12 protein-coding genes and 1 pseudogene are annotated in these 13958 nt (G+C 72.4%); 3 read left to right on the plus strand and 10 right to left on the minus strand.

Annotation, left to right across the window (positions count from 1 at the left end; all coding sequences use genetic code 11):
- Nucleotides 1-44: 44 nt before the first annotated feature.
- The 5 genes from prcA to arc form a co-directional block, all read right to left on the minus strand.
- A complete protein-coding gene (prcA, locus tag D7294_RS25415; RefSeq protein WP_120683732.1) occupies nt 45-851 on the minus strand; it encodes a proteasome subunit alpha in 807 nt (268 codons plus the stop codon).
- Between the two features lie 89 nt (nt 852-940).
- On the minus strand, nt 941-1786 hold the full coding sequence (gene prcB / locus D7294_RS25420) for a proteasome subunit beta (RefSeq protein ID WP_120683734.1): 846 nt from the start codon (nt 1784-1786) through the stop codon (nt 941-943).
- A gap of 141 nt (nt 1787-1927) precedes the next feature.
- Complete coding sequence (locus tag D7294_RS25425; RefSeq protein ID WP_120683736.1) at nt 1928-2146, minus strand: ubiquitin-like protein Pup; 219 nt, start codon at nt 2144-2146, stop codon at nt 1928-1930.
- A 123-nt stretch (nt 2147-2269) separates the two neighbouring features.
- Nucleotides 2270-3781 (minus strand): depupylase/deamidase Dop, encoded by a 1512-nt coding sequence (dop, locus tag D7294_RS25430; protein WP_120683738.1) that lies wholly within the window; start codon nt 3779-3781, stop codon nt 2270-2272.
- 194 nt (nt 3782-3975) lie between these two features.
- The gene (arc, locus tag D7294_RS25435; RefSeq protein WP_422070740.1) at nt 3976-5760 is read right to left on the minus strand and encodes a proteasome ATPase; all 1785 of its coding nucleotides are present in this window, start codon (nt 5758-5760) and stop codon (nt 3976-3978) included.
- A 224-nt stretch (nt 5761-5984) separates the two neighbouring features.
- Between arc and D7294_RS25445 the strand changes: the two genes are divergently transcribed.
- Nucleotides 5985-6296: a ferredoxin gene (locus D7294_RS25445; protein ID WP_120683742.1), complete on the plus strand. Its 312-nt coding sequence runs from the start codon at nt 5985-5987 to the stop codon at nt 6294-6296.
- Between the two features lie 52 nt (nt 6297-6348).
- On the opposite strand, the gene D7294_RS25450 is transcribed toward D7294_RS25445, so the two are convergent.
- From D7294_RS25450 to D7294_RS25460, 3 genes are all read right to left on the minus strand, one after another.
- Nucleotides 6349-6990 carry a hypothetical protein gene (locus D7294_RS25450; protein WP_120683744.1) on the minus strand — a complete coding sequence of 214 codons (642 nt, stop codon included), beginning with the start codon at nt 6988-6990 and terminating at the stop codon, nt 6349-6351.
- Nucleotides 6991-7150: 160 nt separating this feature from the next.
- The gene (locus D7294_RS25455; protein ID WP_120683746.1) at nt 7151-8038 is read right to left on the minus strand and encodes a tRNA (adenine-N1)-methyltransferase; all 888 of its coding nucleotides are present in this window, start codon (nt 8036-8038) and stop codon (nt 7151-7153) included.
- 31 nt (nt 8039-8069) lie between these two features.
- On the minus strand, nt 8070-9392 hold the full coding sequence (locus tag D7294_RS25460; RefSeq protein WP_120683748.1) for a site-2 protease family protein: 1323 nt from the start codon (nt 9390-9392) through the stop codon (nt 8070-8072).
- Between the two features lie 77 nt (nt 9393-9469).
- On the opposite strand from D7294_RS25460, the gene D7294_RS25465 reads away from it, so the two are divergent.
- Nucleotides 9470-10534 (plus strand): RecB family exonuclease, encoded by a 1065-nt coding sequence (locus D7294_RS25465; RefSeq protein ID WP_120683750.1) that lies wholly within the window; start codon nt 9470-9472, stop codon nt 10532-10534.
- Between the two features lie 72 nt (nt 10535-10606).
- On the plus strand, nt 10607-11275 hold the full coding sequence (locus tag D7294_RS25470; RefSeq protein WP_120683752.1) for a response regulator: 669 nt from the start codon (nt 10607-10609) through the stop codon (nt 11273-11275).
- 76 nt (nt 11276-11351) lie between these two features.
- Here D7294_RS25470 and D7294_RS25475 read toward each other — a convergent pair whose 3' ends face one another.
- The gene (locus D7294_RS25475; RefSeq protein ID WP_241562612.1) at nt 11352-12950 is read right to left on the minus strand and encodes an ABC transporter substrate-binding protein; all 1599 of its coding nucleotides are present in this window, start codon (nt 12948-12950) and stop codon (nt 11352-11354) included.
- A 283-nt stretch (nt 12951-13233) separates the two neighbouring features.
- A pseudogene (locus D7294_RS25480) lies at nt 13234-13917 on the minus strand (HAD family hydrolase); the annotation flags it as partial.
- Nucleotides 13918-13958: the final 41 nt, after the last annotated feature.

Consider the following 13958-nt stretch of genomic DNA (forward strand, 5'->3'; position numbering starts at 1 on the left):
CTTTGCGGCCCCGGGGTGCGCGGCGGCGGCGCGCCCTCGCGGGGTCAGTCCCCGGCGGCGGAGTCCCCGGAGTCCCCGGAGCCTTCCGGGTCCCCGGAGGTCTCCGCGCCCCCGGACTCCCCGGCGCCCGCCTCGGTCCCTGCCTGCTCCTCGGGACGCTGCAGCAGGGCGGCGAGCTCGCGCCCGAGCACCCGCTTGAACTTCCGCTGCTGCGGCCGCTTCCGGTCCAGGACGGCCACCTCGAGCTGGTCGGCGGTCAGCTCCCGCTCGCTGCCGTTGCTGTCCCGGGACAGCGCCTCGACGGCGAGCCTGACGGCCTCGCCCAGGCTCATCTCCCCGCGGTGGCGCTGCCCGAGGTAGCTGCCGATCTGATCGGAGTTGCCCCCGACGGCGACCGAACCGTGCTCGTCGATGATCGAGCCGTCGTGCGGCAGCCGGTAGATCTCGTCCTCGGCGGGGGTCTCGCCGACCTCGGCGACCAGCAGCTCGACCTCGTAGGGCTTCTCGGCGGCGCTGGAGAAGATGTTGCCGAGCGTCTGGGCGTAGATGTTGGCCAGGCCCCGGGCGGTGACGTCCTCCCGGTCGTAGGTGTAGCCGCGCAGGTCGGCGTACCTGGTGCCGCCGATGCGCAGGCTCTCGTACTCGTTGTACTTGCCGGTCGCGGCGAACGCGATCCGGTCGTAGATCTCGCTCACCTTGTGCAGCGCGCGCGAGGGGTTCTCGGCGACGAACGCGATGCCGTCGGCGTATTGCAGCATGACCAGGCTCCGCCCGCGCGCGATGCCCTTGCGGGCGTACTCGGCGCGGTCCGCCATGGCCTGCTGGGGTGAGACATAGAACGGCGTCGACACCGGCTACTCGTCCCTTCGAAGTCCTCGATATCCGCGATGTGTGTCTGAGTCTGCCCGATCTTCCCGGCTCGCCTCGACCCGGCGGGCGCTCACAGCACCGGCGCCTGGGGGCCGTTGGGCAGCCGGAGCCGGCCCTCGTGCACGGAGCCGACGAGCTCGCCCACCTCGGTGTCGCTCAGCCTGCGGAACCCGTCCGCCGTGATGGCCGAGACGATCGGGTAGATCCGCCGCGCCAGGTCGGGCCCGCCGGTCGCGGAGTCGTCGTCGGCCGCGTCGTAGAGCGCCTGGAGGACGACCGTGGCGGTCTCCCGCTCGGAGAGCTCCTCGTGGTGCATCTTCTTCAGCGCGCCGCGGGCGAAGACCGAGCCGGAGCCGACGGCGGCGAAGCCGAGCTCCTCGGAACGGCCGCCGGTCACGTCGTAGGAGAAGATCCGGCCCTTCTCCCGCTCCAGGTCGTAGCCGGCGAACAGCGGCACCACGGCCAGCCCCTGCATGGCCATGCCCAGGTTGCCGCGGATCATGGTGGACAGCCGGTTGGCCTTGCCCTCCAGGGAGAGCACGTGGCCCTCGACCTTCTCGAAGTGCTCCAGCTCGAGCTGGAAGAGCTTCACCAGCTCGACGGCGATGCCGGCGGTCCCCGCGATGCCGACCGCCGAGTACTCGTCGGTCGGGAAGACCTTCTGCACGTCGCGCTGGGCGATCATGTTGCCCATCGTGGCGCGGCGGTCGCCGGCGACCACCACGCCCCCGTCGAAGGTGGCGGCGACGATCGTGGTGCCGTGCACGGCCTCGATCGCCCCCTCGACGGCGGGCAGCGCCTGGCGGCCCGGCAGGCGGTCGGGCGCGTGGTCGGTCAGGAAGTCGAAGAACGAGGACGACCCGGGCCGCAGGAAGGCCGCCGGGAGTCGCCCCTGGTGGTGGGAGTTGGCTGCCACAGGGTTCCTTCCAGGTGGTGGACGGTCCGCTGCCCCGGTCGGCGGTCGCGGCCGGGGCAGCGGCAGACTACGCCACGGACCCTACCCGTCAGACGGTGTTGATGATCCACTCGAGGGCGCGCTCCCGGCGGCACGGGCCGGCTACTCGCCGCCCTTCTGGACGAAGCTGCGCACGAAGTCCTCGGCGTTGGACTCCAGGACCTCGTCGATCTCGTCGAGCACCGAGTCCACGTCGTCCGTCAGGGCCTCCTGGCGCTCCTTGAGCTCCTCGGAGACCTCGGGCTCCTGGACCTGCTCCTCGGTCTCTTCACTGCTGCGCGACGCCCTCTGCTGGCCGCCGCCGGTGTCCTTGGTCGCCATCTCCCTCACCCCTGCTCAGCTTCGACGTATCAAGATCAGACCCTACTAGCCGGGGCTGACATCGGCTCTTCGATTCCTACAACGTCCGGGTGCCACCCGCATGATTCCCTGATCGGCGCCGAATCAGCCACCGGAGAGCGCCCGCACGAGATCCTCCGCGGTCGCCGACCGGTCCAGCAGCTCCTTGACGTGCTCCTTCGTGCCGCGCAGCGGGTCCATCGTGGGCACCCGCTGCAGCGAGTCACGGCCCGGCAGATCGAAGATCACCGAGTCCCAGGAGGCCGCGGCCACGTCGTCCGCGTACTGGTCGAGGCAGCGGCCCCTGAAGTAGGCCCTGGTGTCCTCGGGCGGGGCGCTCACCGCCCTGGCGACCTCCTCGTCGGACAGCAGGCGGGTGATGCGCCCCCGCGCCGCGAGACGGTTGTACAGGCCCTTGTCGGGGCGCACGTCGGCGTACTGGAGGTCCACGAGGTGCAGCCGCGCCGCGTCCCAGCCCAGGCCGTCGCGGCGCCGGTAGCCCTCCATCAGCTCGCGCTTGGCCACCCAGTCCAGCTGCCCCGCCAGGCTCATCGGGTCCCGTTCGAGCCGGGTCAGCACGTCCTCCCAGCGGCCGAGCACGTCCCTGGTCTCCGCGTCCGCGTCCGCGCCCCAGCGCTCCTCGACGTACTTGCGGGCCAGCTCGTAGTACTCCATCTGGAGCTGGACCGCGGTGAGCGTGCGGCCGCTGCGGAGGGTCACCAGCTCCTTGAGCGACGGGTCGTGGCTGACCCGGTGCAGGGTGCGCACCGGCTGCTCGACCGCCAGGTCCACGGCGATGAAGCCGTCCTCGATCATCGAGAGCACCAGCGAGGTGGTGCCGAGCTTCAGGTACGTGGAGAGCTCGGCGAGGTTCGCGTCGCCGATGATGACATGGAGCCTGCGGTACCGCTCGGCGTCCGCGTGCGGCTCGTCCCTGGTGTTGATGATGGGCCGCTTGAGTGTGGTCTCCAGGCCGACCTCGACCTCGAAGTAGTCGGCGCGCTGGCTCAGCTGGAAGCCGTGCTCGCTGCCGTCCTGGCCGATGCCGACCCGGCCCGCCCCGCACACCACCTGGCGCGAGACGAAGAACGGCGTCAGGTGGCGCACGATCTCGGAGAACGGCGTCTCCCGCTTCATCAGGTAGTTCTCGTGGGTGCCGTAGGAGGCGCCCTTGTTGTCCGTGTTGTTCTTGTACAGGTGGATCGGCTGGGCGCCGGGGACCTCGGCGGCCCGCCGCGCCGCCTCGGCCATGATCCGCTCCCCCGCCTTGTCCCACAGCAGCGCGTCCCTGGGGCCGGTGGTCTCCGGGGAGCTGTACTCGGGGTGGGCGTGGTCGACGTAGAGCCGGGCTCCGTTGGTGAGGATGACGTTGGCCAGGCCGATGTCCTCGTCGGTGAGCTGGCTGGCATCGGCGTTCTCCCGCGCGAGGTCGAAGCCGCGGGCGTCGCGCAGTGGGTTCTCCTCCTCGAAGTCCCAACGGGCCCGCCTGGCACGGTGCATGGCCGCCGCATAGGCGTTCACCACCTGGGAGGAGGTGAGCATGGCATTGGCGTTGGGGTGGCCGGGGACGGAGACTCCGTATTCGGTCTCGATGCCCATCACTCGCCGTACAGTCATGCGGCCCTCCTTGCCCGGGGGTGGTCCTGCACCGTCCCGTCGCTGGGTACGAGCCTAGGCGACACGGGGTGCGGTGAGGAGATCACTGCGGGTTTCCTCGAGACTCTGTGGGAACTGTCCGGGAAAGCGACCGGCTGCGAAGGCCGCCCTCGCGTGCCCACGCAGCCGGTAGCCGACACGTGACTACAGATTGACTACAGATACTGACCGGTGTTCGCGACCGTGTCGATCGAGCGGCCGGTGTCGCCGCCCTGCTTCCCGGTGACGAGCGTGCGGATGAAGACGATCCGCTCGCCCTTCTTGCCGGAGATGCGCGCCCAGTCGTCCGGGTTGGTCGTGTTGGGCAGGTCCTCGTTCTCCTTGAACTCGTCCACGCAGGCGGAGAGCAGGTGGGAGACCCGAAGGCCCTTCTGGTCGTGGTCGAGGAAGTCCTTGATCGCCATCTTCTTCGCCCGGTCCACGATGTTCTCGATCATGGCGCCGGAGTTGAAGTCCTTGAAGTAGAGGACCTCCTTGTCACCGTTCGCGTAGGTGACCTCGAGGAAGCGGTTCTCCTCGGACTCCGCGTACATCTGCTCCACGACGGTCTGGATCATGCCGGCGACGGTGGCCTCGGCGTTGCCCTTGTGCTCGCTGAGGTCGTCGGCGTGCAGCGGCAGCCGCGGCGTGAGGTACTTGGAGAAGATGTCCTTGGCGGCCTCGGCGTCCGGGCGCTCGATCTTGATCTTCACGTCGAGCCGCCCCGGGCGCAGGATCGCCGGGTCGATCATGTCCTCGCGGTTGGAGGCGCCGATCACGATGACGTTCTCCAGGCCCTCCACGCCGTCGATCTCCGAGAGCAGCTGCGGCACGATCGTGTTCTCCACGTCCGAGCTGACGCCGGAGCCGCGGGTGCGGAAGAGCGAGTCCATCTCGTCGAAGAAGACGATGACGGGCGTGCCCTCGCTCGCCTTCTCCCTGGCGCGCTGGAAGACCAGCCGGATGTGCCGCTCGGTCTCGCCGACGTACTTGTTCAGCAGCTCGGGGCCCTTGATGTTGAGGAAGAAGCTCTTCCCCGCGGGCTTCCCGGTGGCCTCGGCGACCTTCTTGGCCAGGGAGTTGGCGACCGCCTTGGCGATGAGGGTCTTGCCGCAGCCGGGCGGGCCGTAGAGCAGCACGCCCTTGGGCGGGCGCAGCTCGTGCTCCCGGAAGAGGTCGGGGTAGAGGTACGGCAGCTCGACGGCGTCCCTGATCAGCTCGATCTGACCGCCGAGGCCGCCGATCTGCGTGTAGTCGATGTCGGGGACCTCTTCGAGGACGAGCTCCTCGACCTCGCTCTTGGGCACGACCTCGTAGACGTAGCCGGAGCGGGGCTCGAGCAGGAGGGCGTCGCCCGCCCGCAGGGTGACCCCGGTGAGCGGGTCGGCCAGCTTGACCACGCGCTCCTCGTCGGTGTGGCCGACGACCAGGGCGCGCTCGCCGTCCTCCAGGACCTCCTTGAGGGTGACGATGTCGCCGGCGCGCTCGAACTCCATCGCGGCCACGATGTTCAGGGCCTCGTTGAGCATGACCTCCTGGCCGCGGCGCAGGTCGTCGAGCTCGATGCTGGGGCTGACGTTCACCCGCAGCTTGCGGCCGCCGGTGAAGATGTCGGCCGTGCCGTCCTCGTTGCCGCGGAGGAAGACCCCGAAGCCGGAGGGCGGCTGCGCCAGGCGGTCGACCTCCTCCTTGAGGGCCACGATCTGGTCCCTGGCCTCGCGCAGGGTGGCGGCGAGCCGGTCGTTCTGCGCGGAGACCCCCGCCAGATTCGTCTGCAACTCGACGATCCGCTCCTCGAGAATCCGAGTGTGCCGCGGAGAGTCGGCGAGCTTTCGGCGCAGGACGGTGATCTCCTGCTCAAGGTCGGCCACCTGCCGGGCCGGGTCGTCCGACCCGTTGCCGGGCCGGAAGCCGCGGTTGCTGTCGTCGTTCTGGGATACCACGGTCCTCACCTCCTCCAAGGGGAGCTGGACGCTTTCAGACCCTACCTGGACCGGTGTAGTTCGAAACCCCTAGATCACAAAGACGGTCGGGGCGTGTCCGATCTTCACCCTTGCGCACTCCCTCATGCCAGGGAATACCCACCGTGCTCCGGGGGAAAGCGGGCGGCTGTATGGTCGTAACCGGTCAACACCCGTCAGGGATGGCCGTCTTTGAAGTGCTCCGATGAGAAACGGCAGGCCCTATGTCCGCCCAGAACGACGCCGCCGAGGATCTTGAGGTCTGGATCGATCAGGACCTCTGCACGGGGGATGGGATCTGTGCCCAGTACGCCCCCGAGGTGTTCGAACTTGACATCGACGGGCTTGCCTATGTGAAGCCCCCGGTGCCCGCGGGCACGGAGGCGGAGCTGCTGACCGAGCCCGGGGCCACCGCGCGGGTGCCGCTGCCGCTGCTGCGCGACGTGGCGGCCTCGGCGAAGGACTGCCCGGGGCAGTGCATCCACGTGCGCCGCAGGGCGGACGGCGCGGAGGTCTACGGCCCCGACGCGGCCTGAGCCGCCGGGGCGCCGGCGGCCCGGCGCCCCGGACGGCGTTCCGCGGGGCCCTTCAGATGCTGTTCGGCGGGGGCGCCGGGTCCAGGGTCAGGACCCCGTCCCGCAGGCTCCAGCTGACGTCGCGCTGCAGGTCGGGGCAGCAGCGCGGCACGTCGGGCGAGGAGTAGCCGAACAGCCGCAGGGAGATCGAGGCGTCCTCGGCCCGCAGCCGGTCCACGGTCATCCGCTCCGCCGGGTCCACCAGGGTGGCCTCGACCCGCGGCGGGTCGCCGGCGCGTGCGGGGGCGGTGAGCAGGTACACGCCGTTGGGCGGGCTGCCGGAGGCGGCGTCGCAGCGGACCACCGCCACCGTCTCGGGCTGCCCGTCGGATTCGAGGTCGACGACGGCCTGATCCGTCACCGCCACCTCGAAGGGGCCGCAGTCGAGCGGGTAGGTGGCCTCGGCGGCGTCGGGGGCCTCCTGCGGCGCCCCGGCCGGTTCCTGCGAGGCGCCGGGTGCCGGGGTCTCCGGCTCGCCGGGCGGAGGGCTCTCCGCGGCGGCGCCCGGGGTGGCCTCCGCGGTGGCGCCGGCGTCGGAGGGCTGGAGCAGCACCGCGAGCCCGGCCGCGGCGGCGAGGGCGGCCGCGGTGATCAGCCAGTGGGCGGGGCGGGTGCGGGTGTGCGGGAGCGCGTCGTGGCCTGCCGGGAGTGGCACGTGGGTGACTCCTCCGGGAGAGACGGACAGCTGCCGGAGCCACGGGGCTCCGCGGGGTGGGGGGCCGCCGGGTGCGGCGGGGGCGCGGTTCGCCCGCCGTGGCGGGCGCACCGCATCGTGTCACAGGTCTCACCCGCGGTGAACGGCGGGGTGCCCTCCGTCAGGCGCCGCCAGGGCCGGTGTAGTCGGCTCCGTACGCGCCGGGGGCCGGGCGCCGGCGGCGCAGCGGCGGCTCCACCCCGTCGGCGAGGCGCCTGGCGGTGAGCAGGAAGCCGGTGTGGCCGATCATGCGGTGGTCGGGGCGGACGGCGAGCCCCTCGACGTGCCAGGTGCGGACCATCGTCTCCCAGGCGGTCGGCTCGTTGAAGGTGCCGTGCTCGCGGATGGTCTCCACCGTGCGCGCCAGCTGGGTGGTGGTGGCGACGTAGGCACACAGGATGCCGCCGGGCACCAGCGCCTTGGAGACGGCGTCCAGGCACTCCCAGGGGGCCAGCATGTCGAGGATGACGCGGTCCACCTCGGTGTCCGACAGCTCGTCCTGGAGGTCGCCGACGGTGACCTGCCAGGCGGGGTGCGGGCCGCCGAAGTACCTGGCGACGTTCTCCTGGGCGATGGCGGCGAAGTCGGCCCGGCGCTCGTAGGAGTGCAGCATGCCCTGGTCGCCGATCGCGCGCAGCAGGAACATGCTGAGTGAGCCCGAGCCCACTCCCGCCTCCACGACGCGGGCGCCGGGGAAGATGTCCGCCATGGCGAGGATCTGCCCCGCGTCCTTGGGGTAGACCACGGCGGCGCCGCGCGGCATGGACAGGACGTAGTCGGGGAGCAGGGGGCGCAGCGCGAGGTAGGCGACGTTCCCGGTGGTGCGGACGACCGTGCCCTCGGGGGCGCCGATCAGCTCGTCGTGCGGGAAGGCGCCCTTGTGGGTGTGGAAGCTCTTCCCTGCTTCGAGCGTGAACGTGTAGTGGCGTCCCTTGGGGTCGGTGAGCTGGACCTGGTCCCCGACCGCGAAGGGCCCGCGACGGCGGGCTGCACCGGTCGGTTCGGACATGGCGGCAAGCCTAGTCCACGCGGGGAGGGGCTCAGGCCGCGGGCGGGGCCTGCGGGTGGGCGGGGGGCCTGGCCATGGCGTCGATGAAGGCCCGCTCGACGTCGCTCGTGGACAGGACGCCGTAGATCTCGCCGGTCGGCTCGACCACCAGGTACTCGGTCGCCGGGGTGGCCCGCAGGTGTTCGAGGAGGCCCTCGCCGGTGAGGTCGGCGGGCACCCGCATGCCCTCGGTCAGGTCGTTGGCCAGGCTGCTGACGGCGACCCAGGGCCGGCGGTGCTGGGGCACGCCGGCGATGCCGGTCTCGCGGACGACGGAGACGGGGTCGCCCTGTCCGTCGACGACGACCAGCGCCCGCGCCCCGGCGTCGTTGGCCCGGCGCAGGGCCTCGGACAGCGGGGTCTCCGCGGTGACCGGCACGGCCCGGCGGGTGAGGGCCCGGGCGTTGAGGGCGGGCAGGCGCTCGCGGAGCCTGGCCATCCGCAGGCTGTTGCCGGCGCCGGTCCAGATGATGGCCGCCAGGATCGCGGCGAGCAGGGCGTCGGTGAGGGATTCCAGGCCCGTGTAGGACTCGTTCTCGCCGGCGCCGACGTGGGTGGCGAGCGGGAAGCCGACCAGGACGGCGACGGCCAGGGCGCGGCCGGTCCAGGCCGCGGCCACGGTGCCGGACATGGGGCTGCCCGAGAGCTTCCACACGACGGCCCGCAGCATCCGGCCGCCGTCCAGGGGCAGCCCGGGGAGCAGGTTGAACCCGGCGACGACCAGGTTGGAGATCATCAGGCCGGCCAGCAGCACGCCGGGCACGGTGCCTGACTCCACGGCGAGCATGCCGAGGTAGAAGACGCCGGAGAGCAGCAGGGAGAGCAGGGGGCCGACGCCGGCCAGCACGAACTCCCGGCCGGGCGTGGGCGACTCCTTCTCGATCTCGGAGACGCCGCCGAAGAACTGGAGCTGGATGCGGCGCACCGGGAGCCGGAAGCGCAGGGCGGCCACCGTGTGGGCCAGCTCGTGGACCAGCACGGAGGCGTAGAAGGCCACCGCGAAGAAGAGCGAGACGAGGTACCGTCCGCCGCCGAGTTCGGGGAGCACGCGGCCCAGCTGGTTGCCGAAGAACCAGGTGATCAGGGCGGCGACGAGGAACCAGCTGGGGGCCACGTACACGGGTACGCCGAAGAGCCTGCCCATGAGGAAGCCGCCGCCGGCGCCCTCGGGGGGCCGGGGGCCGTCCGCGTCCACGCCCCCGGCCTCAGGGCCCTGGGCGGCCGACGCCGTGCGGTCGCTGTCCGAGTCTCCCACCGGTTCCCCTCGTCGCCTCTCGGCCTCGTCGTCATCGGGTGCGGCGCCTCGCTCCTGCATGACGCTGACGCCGTGCTCTCGGGCTCCGAGTCGATGGTATGGGCTACCTGTCAGTGACGCGCCGTAGGGTTCGCTCCATGACTGGGTCCATCGCCACGCCTCCCGACTCGCTCTCTCCCTCCAGGGCCGCCGACTTCATGCAGTGTCCCCTGCTGTACCGCTTCCGGGTGATCGACAAACTGCCCGAGGCGCCGAGCGAGGCGGCGACGCGCGGCACGGTGGTGCACGCGGTGCTCGAGCGGATCTTCGACGCGCCGCCCGAGCAGCGCGATCCGCGCCGGGCGCGGGCCCTGGTGGTGCCCGAGTGGGAGCGGCTGCTGGCCAGGCGGCCCGAGCTGGCGCAGCTGTTCGCCGCGGCCCGGGACGCGGGCGAGTCCGAAGGCGCGGAAGGCGGGGGCGGGGCGGAGGACGGGGCGGGCGCGGGCGGGTCGGGGGACCCGGCGGGCGGCGAGGTGGACCGGGAGCGCCTGGCGCAATGGCTGGCGCAGGCCGAGGCGCTGGTCGAGCGGTGGTTCACGCTGGAGGACCCCACGCGCCTCGAGCCGGCGGAGCGGGAGCTGTTCGTCGAGACCAGGCTGGAGTCCGGGCTGCGGCTGCGCGGGGTGATCGACCGGGTGGACGTCGCACCGACGGGCGAGGTGCGGATCGTGGACTACAAGACGGGCAAGGCGCCCTCCCCCCAGTACGCGGGCGGCGCGCTGTTCCAGATGAAGTTCTACGCCCTGGTGCTGTGGCGGCTGCGCGGCTCGGTGCCACGGCGGCTCCAGCTGGTCTACCTGGGCAGCGGGGACGTGCTCACCTACGACCCGGACGAGGAGGACCTGCGGGGGGTGGAGCGCAAGCTGGTGGCGCTGTGGCAGGCGATCAGGCGGGCCACCGAGAGCGGCGACTGGCGGCCGAACCGGGGGCGTCTGTGCGACTGGTGCGATCACCAGTCGCGCTGCCCCGAGTTCGGCGGCACTCCCCCGCCCTACCCGCTGACGGTGCAGCGGGAGCTGCCGCTGGCCCTGCCGGGCGAGGCGGAGGGCGACGGCTTCGGGGTCACGGCCGGGGACCGCGCCGGGGACCCGGCGGGAGGCGAGGGCGAGGCCGGGGAGGACGGCCCTGGGCAGGAGCCGGCCGGGGCCGCCCCGGCGCGGTGACGCGGCGGCCGTGCGGGAGAATGGGGGCCTGCTCTCGCGGCGTTCGCCGTGCCCCGGAGGAAGGGTCCCCACATGCCGATCCGCGTACTGCTGGTCGACGATCAGCCGCTGCTGCGCACCGGGTTCCGGATGATCCTGGAGGCGGAGCCGGACGTCGCCGTCGTGGGCGAGGCCGGGGACGGCCTGCAGGCGCTGGAGCAGGTGCGGGCGCTGCAGCCCGACGTGGTGCTGATGGACATCAGGATGCCGCGGATGGACGGCGTGGAGGCGACCCGGCAGATCACCGGCCCGGCCAAGGACGGGCCGGTCAAGGTCCTGGTGCTGACCACCTTCGACCTGGACGAGTACGTGGTGGAGGCGCTGCGGGCGGGGGCCAGCGGCTTCCTGCTGAAGGACGCGCCTGCGGCGGAGCTGGTGCAGGCGATCCGGGTGGTGGCGGCGGGCGAGGCGATGCTGGCGCCGAGCGTCACCAGGCGGCTGCTCGACATGTACGCCGAACGGCTGCCCTCGGGCGAGGAGCCCCTGCCGGACGCGCTGCAACGGCTGACGGAGCGGGAGGTCGAGGTGCTGAAGCTCGTCGCCCGCGGCCTGTCGAACGCGGAGATCGCGGCGGACCTCTTCGTCAGCGAGACGACGGTGAAGACGCACGTGGGCCACGTGCTGACCAAGCTGGAGCTGCGGGACCGGGTGCAGGCGGCGGTGTTCGCCTACGAGAGCGGGCTGGTCCGGCCCGGCAGCTGAGCGGGCGGGCGCGGCCGGGGCGGCCCGGCCGCCGGCGTGCTCCGGCCCGGCCTGCGGCGCACCGGCCGCCGGCGGGCTAGCCGTCGGTGGACTTGCCGATCTCCCAGAAGCGGAAGACCGTCGAGGCGTCGAGAGACCACTGGAGGCCGTCGATCTCCTCGGCGGCGACGGCGTACTGGTGGCCCTGCCACAGCGGGATCAGCGGCAGGTCCCGGGCGACGATGTCCTGGAGTTCGGTGAAGTCGCCGAGGGTCTCCGCCCGGTCGCCGAGCGTCTCGGTGTGCGGCAGGAGCTCCCCGGTGATCCGCTCGGACTCGTAGCCGCCCTGGAGGACGTTGCCCGGGCCGAAGAAGGGCGCGGTGAAGTTGTCCGGGTCGGGGTAGTCGGGGACCCAGCCGCGGACGTAGACGCCGAACTCGCCGTTCGCCACCCCCTCGGCGAAGGCGGCGGCGTCCACGCTGCGCACCCGCGCCCGGAACAGGCCGCTGTCGTTGAGCTCGTCGGCGAGGTACTCGAAGGCGGCCACGGTGTCGGGGCCGAAGCGGACGGGGGTGGCCCACAGCGTGAGGTCGACCGGCTCGGTGATCCCGGCGGCGCGCAGCGCCTCCTCGGCCTTGTCCGGGCGCGGCTCGTCGCCGTAGGCGTCGTAGAAGGCCGTGTTGTGGCCGGTGATCCCGGCCGGGATGATCGAGTAGAGCGGCTCGGCGGTGCGGTGGTACACGTCGCGCACCAGGGCGCCTCGGTCGATGAGCCAGGCGATGGCCTCGCGGACGGCTCGGTTGCCTGCCACCGGGTCGTCCAGGTTGAACACCAGGTGCTGCACCTCGGCGCTGGTGCCGTCCACCACCTTGAGGCCCTCGCCCCGGCCGGAGCGGGCGGCGGCGTCCAGGGCCTCGATGTCCTCCCCGGCCAGGCCCCGGTAGGCCACGTCCACCTCGCCGTTTTCGACGGCGTCCTTCAGCGCCTGCTGGTCGCCGTGGTAGAGGCGCATCGTCATGCCGGAGTTCTTCACCTCGGCCGGGCCCTGGTAGCCGGAGTTGACCTCGAAGACGGCCTCGTCGCCGGTGTAGCTGTCGAGGGTGTAGACGCCGGAGCCGACCGCCTCGCCGTCGGTGCGCAGCGCGTCGGCCGGGTACGCGCGGTGGTCGACGATCGAGCCGGCGCCCGAGGCTATCTTCTGCGGGAACGTCGCGTCGGGCTGCGTGAGGTGGAAGGTGACCGTGGTGTCGTCGGGCGTCTCGATGGTGTCGATCGTGGACAGCAGGACGGCGGGCCCGTCCGGATCGTTGATCCGCAGCGTCCGCTCGAAGGAGAACTTGACGTCGCGCGAGGTCAGCTCGTCGCCGTTGCTGAAGTGCAGGTCGTCGCGGAGCCGGCAGGTGAAGCGCTGGCTCATCCGGTCGGTGAACCCGCACTTCTCGGCCGCCTCGGGCTGCGGCTCCGTGCCGCCCGCGGGGAAGCTCAGCAGGGACTGGAAGACGTTGTTGAAGACGAGCCAGGAGCCGGGGTCGTACCCGGAGGCAGGATCGGTGGACAGCACGTCGTCCGTCATCCCCATGACGATCGGCTCGCCCCGTCCTGGGCCGTCGTCGCCGGCCCATCCGCAGCCGGCGAGCAGGGCCGCGGCGAGCGCCGCGACCAGCGGGAAGACCGTGCCCGGGGCGCGCTTCCTCACGTGTCGTGTCCTTTTCCTCGGTTGCCTCGGCGCTCCGCCTCCGGGCGGCCTGCCCGCGGCCGGGCCGCGGGCCGGGGCGTTCCGGGGACGATCCGACCTTATCCGCCGTAGCGGACGATCCCGCCCCGGGTGAGGAAGGTCACGGCACCGCGGGCGCCGCGGCGGGGCCCTGGGCGGCCGGCCCGCGGCCCGTGGCGGGCTCCGCTGCTTCGGGGACCGGGGAGCCGGGGGGCAGGGCGCCGGGGGGCCGGGCCTCGGGGGTCAGAGGGGAGGGCGAGGCCGCCACGGAGCGCAGCAGGGCGAGGTCCACCTCCTCCAGCGAGGAGACGACCGTCCGCCCCGCGGCCGGGGCGATGGGCGCGACCGAGGGGACGGCGATCACCCGGCAGCCCGCGGCCTCGGCCGAGGCGACGCCGGTGGCGGTGTCCTCGACGGCGACGCAGCGGCCGGGGTCGGCGCCCAGGCCGCGCGCGGCGGCGAGGTAGGGGTCGGGGTGCGGCTTGCTGCGGGGCAGCTCGTCGCCCGCGACGGTGAGCGCGAAGTTCTCCGCGCCGAGCGAGGCCAGCACGCGGTCGATGACCTCGCGGTGCGAGGCGGAGACGAGGGCGGTCGGCACCCGGTGGGCGGCCAGCTCGGTCAGCAGCCGCCTGGCCCCCGGCATCAGCGGCACGCCGCGCTCCAGGCGGCGCAGGAAGGCGCCGTTCAGCAGGTCGCGCAGCTCGTCCAGCGCGATGTCCGCGCCGGTGACCTCGATGAGGTAGCCGGCGCTCCTGGTCATGGGGCCGCCGACCACGACCTCGCGGTGTTCGTCCGCGAGCGCGTGGCCGAGGTCGCCGAAGACCTCGACCTCGGCTTCCCACCAGAAGCCCTCGGTGTCGACCAGGGTGCCGTCCATGTCGAGGAGCACGGCCCCGGGAGTGGGGCCGAGGGGAATCAGGGTGTCGAGGGCCGGAAGGGAACTCGTCATCCGCACGCACCTCCGTAAGGGGCGAGAAGGCCGGCCGCCCC

Source organism: Streptomyces hoynatensis (assembly GCF_003626535.1).
Taxonomy (GTDB): Bacteria; Actinomycetota; Actinomycetes; order Streptomycetales; family Streptomycetaceae; genus Streptomyces; species Streptomyces hoynatensis.

Excerpts from the sequence above, each read along its gene's own strand:
- dop (WP_120683738.1), bottom strand. The coding sequence starts at position 3,781 with ATGACTGTACGGCGAGTGATGGGCATCGAGACCGAATACGGAGTCTCC.
- D7294_RS25470 (WP_120683752.1), top strand. The coding sequence starts at position 10,607 with ATGCCGATCCGCGTACTGCTGGTCGACGATCAGCCGCTGCTGCGCACC.
- D7294_RS25460 (WP_120683748.1), bottom strand. The coding sequence starts at position 9,392 with ATGCAGGAGCGAGGCGCCGCACCCGATGACGACGAGGCCGAGAGGCGA.
- D7294_RS25455 (WP_120683746.1), bottom strand. The coding sequence starts at position 8,038 with ATGTCCGAACCGACCGGTGCAGCCCGCCGTCGCGGGCCCTTCGCGGTC.
- D7294_RS25425 (WP_120683736.1), bottom strand. The coding sequence starts at position 2,146 with ATGGCGACCAAGGACACCGGCGGCGGCCAGCAGAGGGCGTCGCGCAGC.
- D7294_RS25445 (WP_120683742.1), top strand. The coding sequence starts at position 5,985 with ATGTCCGCCCAGAACGACGCCGCCGAGGATCTTGAGGTCTGGATCGAT.
- D7294_RS25465 (WP_120683750.1), top strand. The coding sequence starts at position 9,470 with ATGACTGGGTCCATCGCCACGCCTCCCGACTCGCTCTCTCCCTCCAGG.